The following is a 16,293-nucleotide window of genomic DNA, read 5'->3' as shown; positions in this document are numbered from 1 at the left end:
ATGGCGCAGCAGCGGGCCCTGGTCGTGCGCGGTGGCTGGGAGGGGCATCGGCCGGTCGAGGCCACCGAGCTGTTCATCCCGTTCCTGCGGGACAACGGGTACGCCGTGCGGGTCGAGGAGTCGACCGAGGTCTACGGCGACTCCGACGCGATGGCCGGCACCGACCTGGTGGTGCAGTGCGTCACCATGTCGGAGATCACGCCCGGGGAACTGGCCGGTCTTCGCGCGGCGGTCGTCGCGGGCACCGGCTTCACCGGCTGGCACGGCGGGATCGCCGACTCGTTCCGGGCCTCGTCGGACTATCTGCACCTGGTGGGCGGCCAGTTCGCCACCCATCCGGGCAAGGAGCCGTGCGAGCGGCGCGGTGAGGCCGCCGACAACTTCCTGCCGCACACGGTGCGGATCACCGAGCTCGGCCGCACCCACCCCATCACCGCCGGGCTGGCCGACTTCGAGCTGGAGACCGAGCAGTACTGGGTGCTCCACGACGACCTCATCGACGTCCTGGCCACCACCACCCATCCGGTACGGCCGTACGAGCCCTGGCACCGCCCGGTGACCACGCCGGCGATCTGGACCCGCGTCTGGGGCGCCGGGCGCATCGTCGTCACCACACCGGGGCACAGCCTCGACGTACTGGAGGACCCGAACGTCCGTACCGTCATCGAGAGGGGAATGCTGTGGGCGACGCGCACCGCATCGGCATCGTAGGACTCGGCGTCATCTCCCGGGCCTATCTCGACACCCTCGCGGGCCATCCCGGCGTCGAGGTCGTCGCGGTGGCCGACCTCGACGGCGCTCGCGCGGACGCGGTGGCCGCCGAGCTGCCGGGAGCCGAGGCCAGGAGCGTCCAGGACCTGCTCGCCGCCTCCGACGTGCAGACGGTGCTCAGCCTCACCACGCCCGCGGCCCACGCCGAGATCGCGCTCGGCGCGATCGGCCACGGCAAGCACGTCTACACCGAGAAGCCGCTGGCCAGTACGTTCGCCGACGGCACGGCCGTCGTCGAGGCCGCCGCGGCGGCCGGGGTCGGGGTCGGCTGCGCGCCGGACACGGTCCTCGGGACCGGCACCCAGACCGCCCGCGCCGCCGTCGACGCGGGCCTCGTCGGGCGTCCGCTCGCCGCGTCGGCCGTGATGGTCACCCCGGGGCACGAGCGCTGGCACCCCCACCCCGACTTCTACTACCTCCCGGGCGGTGGCCCGCTGCTGGACATGGGGCCCTACTACATCTCGGCGCTCGTCCAACTCCTCGGCCCGGTACGGTCGGTGACCGGCGCCGCCGCCCGGCTGCGCGACGAGCGGGTCATCGGCTCCGGCCCCCGCACGGGGGAGCGGATCCCGGTGCGGGTCGACAGCCATGTCTCCGGCGTCCTCGAACACACCGGTGGCGCCCTCTCCACCCTCACGACGAGCTTCGACGGGGTCGCCACCACGGCCGCACCCATCGAGGTCCACGGCGAGACCGGGACCCTGTCGGTACCCGACCCCAACCAGTTCGACGGCGCCGTCCGCCACTTCGCGCTGGGCGGCACCGACTGGCGCACGCTCGAACCGTCCGCCGGTTACGTCGGCGGCGGCCGTGGGGTCGGTCTGCTCGACTTCGTCCAGGCCGACGAGCCGCGCGCCGGAGGCGCCCTCGGCCTGCACGTCCTCGAGATCATGACCGCCCTTCTGCGTGGAGCGGACGAGGGGCGCCGCATCACGCTGACGACGACGGTGGAGCGGCCCGCCCCGGTCCCGCTGACACCCGCCGAGGCATGGCGGGGTCCGAAGGGTCGTCTCTCCATGTAGACAGCGTCTTGCATATGGAACAGTCGTGGGGGAGGGTGAGGCGTCCGCCTCGGAAGGGAACCCTCTGTGTCCGCCGGCTCCGCCCTGCTGCTCGCCGTGGCGGGCGTCGCCTCCGGACTGGCGGGGTCGATCGCCGGCCTGGCCTCCCTCTTCAGCTACCCGGCACTGCTCGCCGCCGGACTGCCCCCGGTGGCCGCCAACGTCACCAACACCGTGGCGCTGTTCTCCAACACCCTCGGAACGGCGGCCGGTTCACGCGAGGAACTCCGGGGACAGCGGCGAAGACTCGGCCGGCTCTCACTGCTCTCGGCCCTGGGCGGCTCGGCCGGCGCGGCGCTCCTGCTCGGCACGCCCTCGTCGGCCTTCGAGCGCGTGGTCCCCTGGCTGATCGCCCTGGGCTCGGTGCTGATCCTGGTCCGTGAGCCGCTGCGCCGGGTGACCGAGGGGCGGATGGCGGACGACGCGTCCGCGGACGGTCGCGGCGACTGGCGTACGGCGCTGCCGCTGACCTGCGCGGTTGTGCTGGTCGGTCTCTACGGCGGCTACTTCGGTGCCGCGTCCGGCGTCCTGATGCTCGCCGTGCTCTCCCTCTCCGCCGACGAGCCGCTGCGGGTCACCAACGCCGTCAAGAACATCGTCACCGGCGCCGCCAACCTCGTCGCGGCGATCGCCTATGTGTTCCTCGCCCCGGTCGACTGGTGGGCCGCCGTGGCCCTGGGCCTGGGCTGCCTCGCCGGCAGCCGGATGGGGCCGGCGGTCGTGCGACGGCTGCCCGAGAAGCCGTTGCGGATCGCCATCGCGCTGGCGGGGCTCGGGCTGGCCGTATCGCTCTGGTACGGGACCGGCTGACGTCTCGTCCCGGAAGAACCATGTCGTGCACACCCATTGACCTCCGCATGACGATCAACCTAGCCTCCGTCCTCATATGTAGACGACGTCCTCATCTGAGGATTTCGTTCGAGGGGATGAACTTCCCAGCCTTGACTGGCAGTTCGAAGGAGAACTGACGCATGCCGCTCGTCGTGGTCGGAATCAGCGTGGTGGTCCTGCTCTTCCTGATGACGAAACTCAGACTGAACGGCTTCGCGGCCCTGCTCCTGGTGGCCGTCGGCGTCGCCCTGGTCCGGGGCATACCGCTGGAGAAGATCTCGGACGTCCTCTCCGAGGGCATCGGCGGCCAGATCGGCGACACGATGCTCACCATCGGACTCGGCGCCATGGTCGGCCGGGTGATGGGGGACTCGGGTGCCGCCCAGCGGATGGCCACCAAGCTGCTGGACGTCTGCGGGCCCCGCGGGGTCCAGGTCGCCATGGTGCTGACCGCGATGCTCATCGGCGTGACGATGTTCTACGAGGTCGCCTTCGTCATCATCGTGCCGGTCGCCTTCACCCTCGTCCGCGTCACCCGGTCCAACCTGCTGTGGGTCGGACTGCCCATGTCCATCGCCCTGTCCACGATGCACAGCTTCCTGCCGCCCCACCCGGGCCCGACCGCCGTGGCCGCCACCTTCCACGCCTCCGTGGGACTCACCCTGTTCTACGGCCTGTTCATCGCCGTCCCGGTCGGCGCGCTGATCGCCCTCACCTGGCCGCGACTGCCCTTCGTCCGGGCCATGAACCCCCAGGTCCCCGAAGGCCTGGTGAGCGACCGTGTCTTCGAGGACGAGGAGATGCCCGGCATGGGCTGGTCGCTGGCCGTGGCCCTGCTGCCGGTCGTGCTGATCGCGGGGGCCGCGGTGACGGACCTGGCCACCTCCGGATCGAGCCCGCTGCTGCACTTCGTCGCCTTCATCGGCTCCGCCCCGATCGCCCTGCTGCTCACCCTCCTCCTCTCCGTCTGGGCGCTCGGCCCGCGCATCGGCCGCAGTCTGTCCGAGGTCGCCGAGTCCTGCCGGGAGGCCGCCCGGGCGATGGCGATGATCCTGCTGGTGATCGGCGCGGGCGGGGCCTTCAAGAACGTCCTCGTCGAGGGCGGCATCTCCGACTACATCAAGGACTCCACCGAGCACTGGTCCATCTCGCCGATCATCCTGGCCTGGCTGATCGCCGCGATCCTCCGCGTCGCCCTGGGGTCGGCGACCGTAGCCGTCGTCACCGCCTCCGGCGTGGCGCTGCCGCTGCTCGCCGGCAGCGGGGTACACCCCGAGGTCATGGTGCTCGCCGTCTCGTGCGGCTCCATCGCCTTCTCCCATGTCAACGACCCGGGATTCTGGATGTTCAAGGAGTACTTCAACCTCTCGGTCATCGACGCCGTCAAGGCGCGCACGACCTACACCACGGTCCTCGCCGTCCTCGGCCTGGGCGGTGTGCTGGTCCTGGAGCAGGTCCTGGACGCCCTGAACGTCTGATCCCCCACCCCGATCCCCCTCACCGGAAGGGCAGTTCCCCCATGAGTCAGCCCGTCGTCACCAAGTTCTCCGTCTACCCGGTCGCCGGCCGTGACTCCATGCTCCTCAACCTCTCCGGCGCGCACGCCCCTTGGTTCACCCGGAACATCGTCGTCATCGAGGACTCCGAGGGCCGTACGGGCCTGGGCGAGGTACCCGGGGGTGAGCGGATCACCCAGACCCTGCGCGACGCCGGACCGTTGGTCCTGGGTGCCCGCGTGGGCGACCACAAGGCGGTCCTGCGTACGCTGCGGACGGCCTTCGGCGACCGTGACTCCGGTGGGCGCGGCGCCCAGACCTTCGACCTGCGCACCACCGTGCACGCCGTCACGGCCGTGGAGTCGGCCCTCCTGGACCTCCTCGGCCAGCACCTGGAGGTCCCGGTCGCCGCCCTGCTCGGCGACGGCAAGCAGCGCGATTCCGTACGCGTCCTCGGCTATCTCTTCCACGTCGGCGACCCGGACCGCACGGACCTGGACTACGTCCGCGAACCGGACGCGGACGTGGAGTGGTACCGCGTCCGGCGCGAGGAGGCGCTGACCCCGGAGGCGATCGTCCGCCAGGCCGAGGCGGCCTACGCGCACTACGGCTTCCGGGACTTCAAGCTCAAGGGCGGTGTCCTGCCGGGCGCCGAGGAGGTGAAGGCCGTACGGGCGCTGAAGGACCGCTTCCCCGAGGCGCGGATCACGCTCGACCCCAACGGTGCCTGGTCGCTGCGTGAGGCGGTCGACCTGTGCCGGCCGCTGCTGGGCACACTCGCCTATGCCGAGGACCCCTGTGGAGCCGAGGACGGCTACTCGGGCCGGGAGATCCTCGCCGAGTTCCGCCGGGCCACCGGACTGCCCACCGCCACCAACATGATCGCCACCGACTGGCGTCAGCTCACCCACGCCCTCGCCCTGCAGTCCGTCTCCATCCCGCTCGCGGACCCGCACTTCTGGACCCTGCGCGGGTCGGTACGGGTGGCGGAGCTCTGCCACGAGATGGGCCTGACCTGGGGCTGCCACTCCAACAACCACTTCGACATCTCGCTCGCGATGATGGCCCACTGCGGTGCCGCCGCGCCGGGCGAGTACAACGCGCTGGACACGCACTGGATCTGGCAGGAGGGCCAGGAACGGCTGACCGTCGACCCGCCTCGCGTCATCGGCGGCGAGGTCGCCGTCCCGGACACCCCCGGCCTCGGTGTCCGCCTCGACATGGATCGCCTCCTCGCCGCGCACGAGCTCCACCGCACCAAGGCACTGCCGGGCCGCGACGACGCGGTGGGCATGCGTTACCTGATCAAGGACTGGACCTTCGACGGCAAGCGCCCCTGTCTGGTGCGCTGAGCACGCGCCCCAGGGCCCGACGAGAAAGTAACCGACCCCACCTTTGCATGATCATGCGTAATCATGCATACTCTTCCTATGTCCAAGGTCCTCACCTCCCTTCCCGCCGGCGAGCGCGTCGGCATCGCCTTCTCCGGCGGGCTCGACACCTCGGTCGCGGTCGCGTGGATGCGCGACAAGGGCGCCGTCCCGTGCACCTACACCGCCGACATCGGCCAGTACGACGAGCCCGACATCGCCTCGGTGCCCGGCCGTGCCAAGACCTACGGTGCCGAGATCGCGCGCCTGGTCGACTGCCGTGCCGCGCTGGTGGAAGAGGGCCTGGCCGCGCTCGCCTGCGGCGCGTTCCACATCCGCTCCGGCGGTCGTGCCTACTTCAACACCACCCCGCTCGGCCGCGCGGTCACCGGCACCCTGCTGGTGCGGGCGATGCTCGAGGACGACGTCCAGATCTGGGGCGACGGCTCGACCTTCAAGGGCAACGACATCGAGCGGTTCTACCGCTACGGCCTGCTCGCCAACCCGCACCTCAGGATCTACAAGCCCTGGCTGGACGCGAACTTCGTGACCGAGCTCGGCGGCCGCAAGGAAATGTCCGAGTGGCTGCTCGCCCACGGTCTGCCCTACCGGGACAGCACGGAGAAGGCGTACTCCACCGACGCCAACATCTGGGGCGCCACCCACGAGGCCAAGACCCTGGAGCACCTCGACACCGGGGTGGAGACCGTCGAGCCGATCATGGGTGTCCGCTTCTGGGACCCCGAGGTCGAGATCGCCACCGAGGACGTGACGATCGGCTTCGACCAGGGCCGTCCGGTGACGATCAACGGCAAGGAGTTCGCCACCGCCGTCGACCTGGTCACCGAGGCCAACGCCATCGGCGGCCGCCACGGTCTGGGCATGTCCGACCAGATCGAGAACCGCATCATCGAGGCCAAGAGCCGCGGTATCTACGAGGCCCCCGGCATGGCCCTGCTGCACGCGGCCTACGAGCGCCTCGTCAACGCCGTCCACAACGAGGACACCGTCGCCCAGTACCACACCGAGGGCCGGCGCCTGGGCCGCCTGATGTACGAGGGCCGCTGGCTGGACCCGCAGGCGCTCATGGTGCGCGAGTCCCTGCAGCGGTGGGTCGGCTCGGCGATCACCGGCGAGGTCACCCTGCGGCTGCGGCGCGGCGAGGACTACTCGATCCTCGACACCACCGGCCCGGCGTTCAGCTACCACCCGGACAAGCTCTCCATGGAGCGCACCGAGGACTCCGCCTTCGGCCCGGTCGACCGGATCGGCCAGCTCACCATGCGCAACCTGGACATCGCCGACTCCCGCGCCAAGCTGGAGCAGTACGTCGGCCTCGGCCTGATCGGCACCGGCAGTCCCACCATCGGCGCCTCCCAGGCGGCGGCGACCGGGCTCATCGGCACCATGCCGGAGCTGCCCGAGGGCGGCGCCGAGGTCATCGCCTCCCGTGGCGAGGTCTCCGAGCAGGACGCGCTGCTGGACCGCGCCGCCATGGAGGCCGGCACGGACTGACCGGCCCCTGCCGGAACGACGTACCACCACAAGGCCGGTTCCGCGCCGAGAGGCGCGGGGCCGGCCTTGTGTCATGGAAGCGGGCGCACACGCATCCCGCGTCATGGCTTCGTAAAATGTACACACGGCCCCCCGAGAACTTTAGAGTTCAAGCGCTAGTCTCACAGGCAGTTCGAGTGGCCGAGGAAGCCCCACCTGTCCCGCTGCTCGTATCCCCCCACGAGCAGGCACAGGAGAGTCGTGTGCATGACGGCGACATAGTGGTGATAGGCGGCGGCTACGCGGGAGTGCGCCTGGCGAAACGACTGGACGCGACGGCGCGGGTCACCCTGGTGGACCGCAAGGAGGTCTTCTTCCACCGTATAGCCTCCCTGCGGGCGGGTGTGCGCCCGGAGTGGTCCATCACCCCCTTCATCCCGTACGACCGGTTGCTCACCCACGGCCGGGTGGTGGTCGGCAAGGCGCTGCGGATCGACACCGACGCGCGCGAGGTGGTCCTGGCGACGGGCGAACGGCTGCCGTACGACGTGGTGGTGATCGCCACCGGCGCCGACTACCCCGAACCGGCCCGCTTCTTCGGGACGACGGCCGAAGAGGCGCTCAAGTCCTTCGCCGACCACCAGTACAAGATCGCAGGCGCCGAACACATCCTCGTCGTCGGCGGCGGCCCCTCCGGCGTCGAACTCAGCGCCGAGATACGCCTCGCCCGGCCCGACGCCCGGGTCACCCTCGCCCACTCCGGCACGGAGCTGCTGCACAACACGGGCGTCGAGCGGGCCGGACGCCGGGCGCGGGCCTGGCTGGAGGACCACGGCGTGGACGTACGGCTCGAATCGTTCATGTCGCCCGGCAACGACTTCGGCACCTTCCGCGACAGCCGCGGCAACACCATCGCGGCCGACCTCTCCTTCTGGGCCACGGGCACCACGCCCAACACGCTGTGGCTGCGGCTGGGCGGGCACGGCGACTGGCTGAACGGGTCCGGGCACGTCAGGGTCGACCGGTCGCTGCGGGTGGCCGGATGGCGGAACGTCTTCGCGGTCGGTGACGTCAACGACGCCACCGAACTCAAGATCACGCCCGCCGCGCTCGCCCAGGCCGACCTCGCCGCCTGGAACATCCGCACCTACCTGCACAGCGCAGGGCGCCACCGCAAGGAGCCCCGGCTCTACCGGCCTGTCCATCGCACCCCGATCATCGTGCCCTTCGGCCCGCGCGACGGGCTGACGATCATGCCGGTACTGGGCGGCCAGAGCGCGGTCCTGGGCAACGGGCCCTCCGTACTGGCCAAGGCGAAGACCCTGATGACGCCGTACATGAGGCGCCAACTCGGCTACGCCACCCGGTGATCGGGGCGCTCTCAGGCAGCCAGCGGGTTGGCTCGTGCCGCCGCCAGCAGGTACCAGGACGTGGCACCGGTGTGCCGGTAGGGGTAGTAGCCGAACCCGAAACCGGTGTCGAGCGGACTGCTCGCCGACACCACCCCGGAGCCCTCGGCGACCGCCGTGCCGCCGAGGGTCTGGCCGCCGCCCAGCAGATCCTGGGCGCGTTCCACCGACGCCAGCAGCCGCCGCGCCCGCGTCTCGTCGCCGGGAGCCCGGCGCTCGCGCAGGGCGAGTGCGAGATGCGCGGTGCCCTCGAACCAGACGCCGTTGCGGTCGGGTCTGGGCTGCCCCGAAGCGATCGGCGCGTCCTCGTCGGCCACCAGGGCGGCCGAGCTGAAGGTGACCCCCTCGTACGACTGCCCTTGCGGGACGGTGCTGTTGGGGCGCTCGGCGGTGTCCAGGACGGCGAGTTGGGAGGCCGCCCAGTCCAGCGAGCGCGCGTAGTGGGGGGAGTTGAGGGCGAGTGCGGTCCAGGTCTGGGTGTCCTCGGGAATCGGCGACTTGTTGACCGTCACGCCGTCGTTGGTGCCGGTGTAGAAGAAGCCGCCGGACGGTTCCCACATCCTCCGCACGAACTCCCTCGCGTGCGCCCGACGTTCGAGCCACACCCGGTCACCGGTGAGTCGCGCCAGCTGCCCGAACAGGCCGACCAGGTCGGTGTTGTGCTCGGTCGAGGAGAAGGGCAGCCTCTCGTCGGCGCCGTTCACCCCGAACTTGTACCCGCCGAGCGGCTCGTCGGTGCGAGCCGTGCGCTCGATCCACTCACCGATCCGCACCGCGCCTGTCAGGAACCGGCCGGCGCCGGTCCGCCCGGCGAGCGCGCTCAGCGCGATACCGGCCCACGCCATGTCGCCCACCGCGGTACCGGTGAACCCGAACTGGGTGCCCACGTTGGCGGTGCCGTCCGCGCGCACGAAGCCGTCCGGCTGCGCCGAGCCGTCGTAGAAGGTGTACGGCCCCACGTTGTACGCCTGCCGCAGCCTGCCGTCGTCGTGGCCGGGGTCGTGGGCCTGGGCGTACAGCAGCGCGTCGCCCAGCGCCACGGCGCGGGAGTGCCCGCCGGTCGTGCGGCAGGCGAGATGGGCCAGGATCGCCAGGGCGTTGTCGTAGGTGAACGCCGTGCTGAACAGACCGGCCTGGTCGGTGTAGCTCTGCGCCAGCCGGACGGTGCCGTGGTCCGGGTAGGCGTCCATGGCGGCGGCGAGGAAGGCGGAGGCGCGCTGCGGCGCGGAGGCCGTGCGCTGCGCCGCCCGGGCGGTTCCGGTGGCGGTGAAGACCGCGGCGCCTACGCCGAGTCCGGTCCCGATGAGTGCGCGACGGCTGAGTCCCGGGGGCATGGGTCTCCTTGTGAGGTTCGGGGCGCTCCGAGTCTTGAGAGCGCTCTCAAGCGTGCGCGCTCATTGTGCTGTCGGGGTGGCCTCCGGTCAACGGCTGGGGTGTGCGGGGCAGTTGGGAAGGGGTAAGGGCCGGTCGGGGAGGGGTGGGCGCCTTCCGCGACGAACAGCTGCTCGCGTCCGCAGCTTCCCGCTATAGTCAACAATGCGATTAGGTGACTGGTTGAATGGGATGAATGGGATGGCTGGTCCGGAGCGGGCACCTGGAGGGCGTCGCCATGACAGACACCGGATATCTGCGGTACGTCGCCCTGGGCGACAGCCAGACCGAAGGGCTCGGTGACGGAGACGAGGCGCGGGGCTGGCGCGGCTGGGCGGACCGGCTCGCCGAACAGCTCGCGCGCGACAGCCCGGGACTGCTGTACGCCAACCTCGCCGTGCGCGGCCGGCTGGCCGGACAGGTGCACGCCGAACAGCTCGCGCCCGCCCTCGCGTTGAAACCCGACCTCGCCACCGTGGTCGCCGGGCTCAACGACGTGCTGCGGCCCCGGTTCGACCCGGACGAGGTGGCCGGGCACCTGGAGGCGATGTTCGCCGCGCTCACCGCGCAGGGCGCCCGTGTCGCCACGGTCACCTTCCCCGACATCGGTCGGATCGCCCCGCTGGCCCGCCCGCTCGCGCCCCGCGTCCTGGCCTTCAACGCCCGCCTGCGCGAGGCGGCTCGGCGGCACGGTGTGATCGTCGCCGACTCGGAGCCCCACGCGGCGGTGACCGACCCCCGGCTGTGGAGCGCCGACCGGCTGCACGCCAGTCCCCGCGGCCACGCCCTCATCGCCGCCGCCGTCGCCCACGCGCTGGCCCTGCCCGGCAGCGACGACGGCTGGACCCGCCCCCTGCCCGCGGCCGCGGCGCCCACCGGCCTGCGTGCCGTCGGCGCCGAACTGCGCTGGGCCGGCACCTTCCTGGGCCCCTGGCTCCTGCGGCGCGTACGCGGCCGGTCCTCCGGCGACGGCCGACAGGCCAAGCGCCCCCTGCTGCTGCCGGTGGCGGAGTGAACGTCACTCGCGCTCGGCTCCACTACCCATCTCCTTGACTAGTCAACGCGGTGTTAATTTGGGCCCATGGCACTGCGCAACGCTGTGATGGCCGCGCTCCTGGAGGGCGAGGCGTCCGGATACGACCTGGCCAAGGGCTTCGAGGCCTCGGTCGCCAACTTCTGGATGGCCACCCCCCAGCAGCTCTACCGTGAGCTGGAGCGCATGGAGGGCGAGGGGCTGGTCTCCGCGCGGGTCGTGCAGCAGGAACGCCGCCCCAACAAGCGGCTGTTCTCCCTCACCGAGGCCGGGCTCGAAGTCCTGCGCGACTACGTCCTCGACGCCCCCGCCAAGCCGCCGGCCATCCGCGACGAGCTCATGGTGAAGGTGCAGTGCGTCGACCTCGGCGACGCGCGCGCCGTCGACGCCGTACGCGCCGCGGTCGCCGAGCGCCTGGAGCGGTCCGCGGCCAAGCTCACCCGCTACGAGCGACTGCGGGAGCGGCTGCTGGACGGGCGCACGGAGGACGAGTACTTCGTGAAGGCCGAGCGCATCGGCCCGTACCTCACCCTGCTCGGCGGTCTCGCGCTGGAGCGCGCCAACGTCCACTGGGGCGGCACCGCGCTGAAGCGGCTGGAGCAGCGGATGGCCGTACTGGAGCACTGACGCGGATCCACACCCCGGGCCCGGAGCCGCGGCCGACCGGCATCGCGGCCGATCGCCATCGCGGTCGGCGGCCCGTCTCACGGCGTGGAGTCGACCAGGGCCCACACCGTCTTGCCGTGCCGTCCCCGGGGCCGTACACCCCAGGTCCGTGCCACCTGGTCGACCAGATGCAGCCCGCGCCCCCGCTCGTCGTCCGCGCTCCGCGCGCTCTGGAGGACCGGCTGGGCCGGGCTCTCGTCGGAGACGGCGATGAAGCAGGAGCCGTCGGCCCTCGCCGTCACCGATATCTCGAACTCGCGCTGCAGTATGGGGCCGTGGCGGACGACGTTCGCCGCCAGCTCCGAGGCCAGCAGCACGACGTCCTCCGTGATCGCGTCGTCCTTGTCGTGCCCCCAGGTGGCCAGATGCTGGCGGACCCGGTGCCGGGCGAAGCCGACCGACGCGGGGTGCCGTGGCACCCGGAAGGCCTCACGTCTCAGCACAAAGCATCCCTCCCCAGGAAACGCCGAAAATACTCCCCACGGGGAGAAGCGCACAGTGACAGATCAATGTCACAGCGCACACGAGGCGGATAGGAATCCGGCCATGTCCGGACGATCGGAGCCATGGTGACGGCCGTCACTGTGTGAGCGTCCCCGAGCGACACAGAAGCACGAAGTCTCAGGTGGGAGCGGTGGTTGACCAGGGGTGGGGAGCTGGGGCACGGGTGGGAGAAGGTGGGTGCGGTGGCCCGTGCCACTCGCGGTGTGAGGTCAGATTGGCCGAGCCGCGGCGGGTCGGACCGAGCCGAGAGAGGGGAGTCCCCGGAGGTCACCGTGCGCGGATGATCTCGTACCGGGCACGGATCGGTTGCGGCCCGGACGTCCCGGCCGTGCGCTCCGCACGGCCGGGGAAGCAGGGCGAGGCATGAGCAGAGACCGCTGCGTCGACTTCCCGCGCGCGTGGCGATCGTCCTGGTGGCGCTCGGCCACTGGCTGATCACCGCCCTGCGCCCACTGGAGACCGCCCTGGTCGGGCGCTACGAGCGGTCCCGGTCCGGCGTCACCCCGTACCGGCCCTGGGACAGGCCCTCGGCACGGCGCTGGTGCTGTTCCACCGCCGTCCGGCGTCCGGCCCTGAGCACCTTGTGCCGACCGGCGAGCACTTGAGCAGGCAGCTCCGCCTCTTCCGTCGTCGCCGCGTGAGGGAGCCTCCGAAGGGACATCGTGATTGAACCTTCAAACGGCCGCCCGTAGAGTGTGGGGATGTCCAAGACGCCGCGCTGGCTCAACGTCGAGGAGCGACGGGCCTGGCTGGCCTACGTCGACTTCTCCACCCTGCTCGCCGACCACCTCAACCGGCAACTGCGGCGTGACGCCGGCATGACGCACGCCGACTACAGCCTGCTGGCGTACCTCTCCGCGACGCCCGACGGCGTCCTCGGCATGTCCGAGCTGGCCCAGCGGCTCAAGATCACCCGGAGCCGGCTCACCCACGCGGTGAACCGGCTCCGCGACACCGGCCTGGTCGACCGGCGTGAGGACCCCGCCGACGGCCGCGGCCAGCTCGCCGTCCTCACCGACGAGGGGTACGCCTTCCTGGAGCGAGCCGCCCCCGGCCACGTGGAAGCCGTACGCAAGGCGGTCTTCGACGCCCTCACCCCCGAGCAGGTACGCCAGTTCGCGGAGATCGGCGAAGCGATCAGCGGCGCCCTGCACCAGGCCGAGAACGCGGACGCGGCAGCGACCGCGCTGCCGTGGCGGCGGCGCTGAGGGGGATGTGGAGAGGCCTGTTCTCAGTCCCGTACCACGTGGTTCTCCATGGCCTCGACCAGTCGGCCCAGTGCCCTCAGTACCCACTCCCGGTCCTCGCCCAGTCCCGCCAACAGCTCCACTTCGGCGGCGAGTTGGCGAGGGAAGAGGGCGTCGACCGCCTCGGCGCCCTCCGGAGTGATGGTGACGAGTGCCGCGCGCCGGTCGGCGGGGCTGGGGGCGCGGTGGATGAATCCGCGCCGCTCCAGTTTGGCGAGGGTCTTGCTCACGCCGGCCCGGGACAGGCCCAGCCGTTCGGCCAGGCTGCGGGCGATCACCGGGTCCGTGGTGTGCCGTAGGGGGATGAGCATGTCGACCTCGGCGGCGGTCAGTGGCGCGCCCGCGTAGATCGGCTCGACGGCACGCCCCAGCAGAGCGCTGGCGTGCTTGAGCAGGCCCACCAACTCCATCGGTGAGGTGTCCAGTCCGGGGTGGTGCTCGGCCCACTGCTTGCGGAGGAGGGCGGGGGGTGGGGGAGCGGAGGGCATGCGGCTCGCCTTCTCACGGTACGAGAGGATGACTCTTCCATCTTTGTTAACTAGTGAACTATCAGTTACCTTTATGCCCATGGTATCCCCGCCCCCCTCCCCGTCCTCTTCCCCCTCCCGCTCCGCCCCCGACACGGACCTCCCCAGCCCGGTCGCGAAGCCCTCCGTAGCCGCTCTGGTCGCCGTCCTCGGCTCGCTCACCGCGGTCGCGCCGCTCGCCACCGACATGTACGTGCCCGGATTCCCGTCGATGGGGGACGCGCTCGGCGCGAGCGGCTCGGCCGTACAGCTGACGATGACCGCGTTCCTGGCCGGACTGGTCGTCGGCCAGCTGGTCATCGGTCCGCTCAGCGACGGGCTCGGACGGCGACGGCTGCTGATGTCCGGGGTCACCGGCTTCGTCCTCCTGTCCCTGCTGTGCGCCGTCGCCCCGAACATCGGTCTGCTGACCGCCACCCGCTTCCTGCAGGGCGTCGCCGGCGCCGCGGGGACGGTGCTGGCCCGGGCCATCCTCACCGACCGTTTCCAGGGCGCCGAACTCCCGCGCTACTTCGCCGTGTTGTCCCAGGTGCTGGGGGTGGCGCCGATCGTGGCCCCGGTGCTCGGCGGCGCGATCCTGACGGTGTCCACATGGCGCGCGGTCTTCGTCGTCCTGGCCGTGCTGGGCGCCCTGCTCCTGCTGGCCGTCCTGCGCGCCGTGCCCGAGTCCCTGCCGCCCGAGCGGCGGCAACGCGGCGGAATGGCGAGCACCTTCCGTGCCATGGGCACACTGCTCACCCGTCGCGCCTTCATGGGGTACGTCTTCGCCCTCGCCCTTTCCGCGGCGGCCCTGTTCACCTATATCAGCGGCTCCAGCTTCGTCTTCGAGAACCTCCATGGCGTCTCGTCGACGACGTACTCCCTCATTTTCGCGACCAACGCCCTCGGCATGCTCCTCGCCGGCGCCCTCTTCTCCCGGCTGGTCGGGCGGGGCGTACGGCTGAACACCCTGCTCAGCGGGGCGGTATGCGTCGCGGTGCTCGGCGGGCTGGCGCAGGTGGTCCTCGTGGTCCTGGTCGGTGAGACCCTCGCGGGCACCTGGGCCACGCTGTTCGTGACCGTCAGCGCCATCGGCATGGTCTTCCCGGCGTCCATGAGCATCGGCCAGGCCCTCGGGCGCGTCGCGCCGGGCGCCGCCTCCGCCCTCCTCGGCGGCCTCCAGTTCCTCTTCGGCGCCCTCGCCTCGCCCCTGGTCGGCCTCTTCGGGGAGGGCAGCTCCCTGCCGATGGCGCTCATCATGCTGATCTCCGTCACGACGGCGGGCGTCGCGCTGGTGTGTCTGGCGCGGCCTTGGCGGGGCGAGGGGGAGCCCGGGAGGGGGTGAGGGGGAGCGTAGCGGGGTGGGGGTGACAGGGAACCCGGGCGGGGTTGAAGGGGGACGGATTGTCAGTGGCGGGCCCTACGCTCCGGAGGATGACCCGACACCGCATCGAACCCCGCACCCTCGAAGCCGCGATCAGCGACGCGAGACAGGCCCTGAACTCGTACGACGGCGCGCTGGAGTGGCTGCTGCGCCCCGCGCCGGAGTTGAGCGGCCCGCTGGGCAGCGGGGTCTGGGTGTTCGATCGCGCGTTGACTCATGTGCTGCTGGTGCGGCACCCCTGGCGCGGTTGGGTGCCGCCCGGCGGAGCGGTGGAAGCGGGGGAGACACCGCGTGAGGCGGCCCGGCGGGAGCTGTTCGAGGAGACGGGGGTGCGTGCGCGGCTGCGGCGGGTGCCGGAGGCGGTCACGGTGCGCTCGTACCACCCGGGCTGGCCGGCCGTCATGGGGGTGACGTTCGTAGAAGTCCTGGACAGAGACGTCGAGTTGACGCCCGAGGAAGGGCAGCCGGCGGCCTGGACGCCGCTGGACCGGCCGTGGGAGGGGTGGTTCACCGAGGACCGGCCACGGATGCTGCGCTGCGTGGAACGGATGCGGTCCGAGGCGGGGTTTACCGGGCCCCGTGCGGGCTACGCGGCTGATACGCACTACCTCGCCGAAGCAGGACCGGCAGACACGGAAGGCACCTCATGACCCGGAAGATACGCGACGTGATGTCGCCCGGCGCGGCCTCCGTCGAACCCATGACCACGGTGGCGCGGGCCGCTCGGCTGATGCGCGAGCAGGACATCGGCGACGTCCTGGTGGCGTACGACTGCGATCTCTTCGGCGTGCTCACCGATCGCGACATCGTGGTCCGAGCCCTCGCGGAGGGGCGCGACCCCGAGAGCACGACGGTGGGCTCCGTGTGCACCCGGCCACCCGTGGCGACCCTTTCCCCGGACGACACGACCGACCGGGCGATCGAGCTGATGAGCCGCTACGCGGTCCGCCGTCTGCCGGTCGTCGAGCGCGGCGGCTGCCCGGTGGGCGTCGTCAGCATCGCCGACCTCGCCGCCACCGAGGACCCGCACTCGGCCCTCGCGGACATCGGCAGGGCCGCCCCGAACCGGTGACCTGTCGACCCCGACCGGCCTGAGGGACACACCTACCCCGGCCTCGGGCGGTACGACACACGGTGGCGGACGATGATC

General features: G+C 71.4%; 17 protein-coding genes. 14 read left to right on the top strand and 3 right to left on the bottom strand.

Annotated features, from left to right (window positions below; genetic code table 11):
• From ABZT17_RS14765 to ABZT17_RS14735, 7 genes are all read left to right on the top strand, one after another.
• A complete protein-coding gene (locus ABZT17_RS14765) occupies nt 1–711 on the top strand; it encodes a ThuA domain-containing protein (RefSeq protein ID WP_356348313.1) in 711 nt (236 codons plus the stop codon).
• Complete coding sequence (locus tag ABZT17_RS14760) at nt 681–1,793, top strand: Gfo/Idh/MocA family oxidoreductase (protein WP_356348310.1); 1,113 nt, start codon at nt 681–683, stop codon at nt 1,791–1,793. Before ABZT17_RS14765 ends, ABZT17_RS14760 begins: the two co-directional genes overlap by 31 nt.
• A 66-nt stretch (nt 1,794–1,859) precedes the next feature.
• A complete protein-coding gene (locus ABZT17_RS14755; protein WP_356348307.1) occupies nt 1,860–2,642 on the top strand; it encodes a sulfite exporter TauE/SafE family protein in 783 nt (260 codons plus the stop codon).
• 161 nt (nt 2,643–2,803) lie between these two features.
• Nucleotides 2,804–4,141 carry a gluconate:H+ symporter gene (locus ABZT17_RS14750; RefSeq protein WP_356348305.1) on the top strand — a complete coding sequence of 446 codons (1,338 nt, stop codon included), beginning with the start codon at nt 2,804–2,806 and terminating at the stop codon, nt 4,139–4,141.
• Between the two features lie 41 nt (nt 4,142–4,182).
• Entirely contained in the window at nt 4,183–5,511 is a 1,329-nt protein-coding gene (locus ABZT17_RS14745; protein WP_356348302.1) for an enolase C-terminal domain-like protein, read from the top strand.
• A 78-nt stretch (nt 5,512–5,589) separates the two neighbouring features.
• Nucleotides 5,590–7,044 (top strand): argininosuccinate synthase, encoded by a 1,455-nt coding sequence (argG, locus tag ABZT17_RS14740; protein ID WP_356348299.1) that lies wholly within the window; start codon nt 5,590–5,592, stop codon nt 7,042–7,044.
• Nucleotides 7,045–7,286: 242 nt separating this feature from the next.
• Nucleotides 7,287–8,393 (top strand): FAD-dependent oxidoreductase, encoded by a 1,107-nt coding sequence (locus ABZT17_RS14735; RefSeq protein WP_356348297.1) that lies wholly within the window; start codon nt 7,287–7,289, stop codon nt 8,391–8,393.
• An 11-nt stretch (nt 8,394–8,404) separates the two neighbouring features.
• Here the strand turns inward: ABZT17_RS14735 and ABZT17_RS14730 are convergent, their stop codons facing one another.
• Nucleotides 8,405–9,766 (bottom strand): Tat pathway signal sequence domain protein, encoded by a 1,362-nt coding sequence (locus ABZT17_RS14730; protein ID WP_356348295.1) that lies wholly within the window; start codon nt 9,764–9,766, stop codon nt 8,405–8,407.
• A gap of 275 nt (nt 9,767–10,041) precedes the next feature.
• Between ABZT17_RS14730 and ABZT17_RS14725 the strand changes: the two genes are divergently transcribed.
• Together ABZT17_RS14725 and ABZT17_RS14720 are read left to right on the top strand one after the other, a co-directional pair.
• Entirely contained in the window at nt 10,042–10,818 is a 777-nt protein-coding gene (locus ABZT17_RS14725; protein WP_356348292.1) for an SGNH/GDSL hydrolase family protein, read from the top strand.
• A 66-nt stretch (nt 10,819–10,884) separates the two neighbouring features.
• Nucleotides 10,885–11,463 (top strand): PadR family transcriptional regulator, encoded by a 579-nt coding sequence (locus ABZT17_RS14720; RefSeq protein WP_356348290.1) that lies wholly within the window; start codon nt 10,885–10,887, stop codon nt 11,461–11,463.
• 77 nt (nt 11,464–11,540) lie between these two features.
• On the opposite strand, the gene ABZT17_RS14715 is transcribed toward ABZT17_RS14720, so the two are convergent.
• Nucleotides 11,541–11,945 (bottom strand): ATP-binding protein, encoded by a 405-nt coding sequence (locus ABZT17_RS14715; protein WP_356348287.1) that lies wholly within the window; start codon nt 11,943–11,945, stop codon nt 11,541–11,543.
• A 459-nt stretch (nt 11,946–12,404) separates the two neighbouring features.
• On the opposite strand from ABZT17_RS14715, the gene ABZT17_RS14710 reads away from it, so the two are divergent.
• The gene (locus tag ABZT17_RS14710; RefSeq protein WP_356348284.1) at nt 12,405–12,611 is read left to right on the top strand and encodes a hypothetical protein; all 207 of its coding nucleotides are present in this window, start codon (nt 12,405–12,407) and stop codon (nt 12,609–12,611) included.
• A 96-nt stretch (nt 12,612–12,707) separates the two neighbouring features.
• Entirely contained in the window at nt 12,708–13,214 is a 507-nt protein-coding gene (locus tag ABZT17_RS14705; protein WP_356348282.1) for a MarR family winged helix-turn-helix transcriptional regulator, read from the top strand.
• Nucleotides 13,215–13,237: 23 nt separating this feature from the next.
• On the opposite strand, the gene ABZT17_RS14700 is transcribed toward ABZT17_RS14705, so the two are convergent.
• A complete protein-coding gene (locus ABZT17_RS14700; protein WP_356348280.1) occupies nt 13,238–13,741 on the bottom strand; it encodes a MarR family transcriptional regulator in 504 nt (167 codons plus the stop codon).
• A 79-nt stretch (nt 13,742–13,820) separates the two neighbouring features.
• Between ABZT17_RS14700 and ABZT17_RS14695 the strand changes: the two genes are divergently transcribed.
• The 3 genes from ABZT17_RS14695 to ABZT17_RS14685 all read left to right on the top strand — a co-directional run bounded on the left by ABZT17_RS14695 (nt 13,821) and on the right by ABZT17_RS14685 (nt 16,215).
• Nucleotides 13,821–15,104: a multidrug effflux MFS transporter gene (locus ABZT17_RS14695; protein ID WP_356348278.1), complete on the top strand. Its 1,284-nt coding sequence runs from the start codon at nt 13,821–13,823 to the stop codon at nt 15,102–15,104.
• A gap of 89 nt (nt 15,105–15,193) precedes the next feature.
• Nucleotides 15,194–15,793 carry an NUDIX hydrolase gene (locus ABZT17_RS14690; protein WP_356348276.1) on the top strand — a complete coding sequence of 200 codons (600 nt, stop codon included), beginning with the start codon at nt 15,194–15,196 and terminating at the stop codon, nt 15,791–15,793.
• Nucleotides 15,790–16,215, top strand: a complete 426-nt coding sequence (locus tag ABZT17_RS14685) for a CBS domain-containing protein (RefSeq protein ID WP_356348274.1) — start codon at nt 15,790–15,792, stop codon at nt 16,213–16,215. The genes ABZT17_RS14690 and ABZT17_RS14685 overlap by 4 nt, the downstream gene beginning before the upstream one ends.
• Nucleotides 16,216–16,293: the final 78 nt, after the last annotated feature.

This window comes from Streptomyces sp. NPDC005648 (assembly GCF_040605395.1).
Lineage (GTDB): Bacteria > Actinomycetota > Actinomycetes > Streptomycetales > Streptomycetaceae > Streptomyces.
This window is presented reverse-complemented; position numbering and strand designations above follow the sequence as displayed.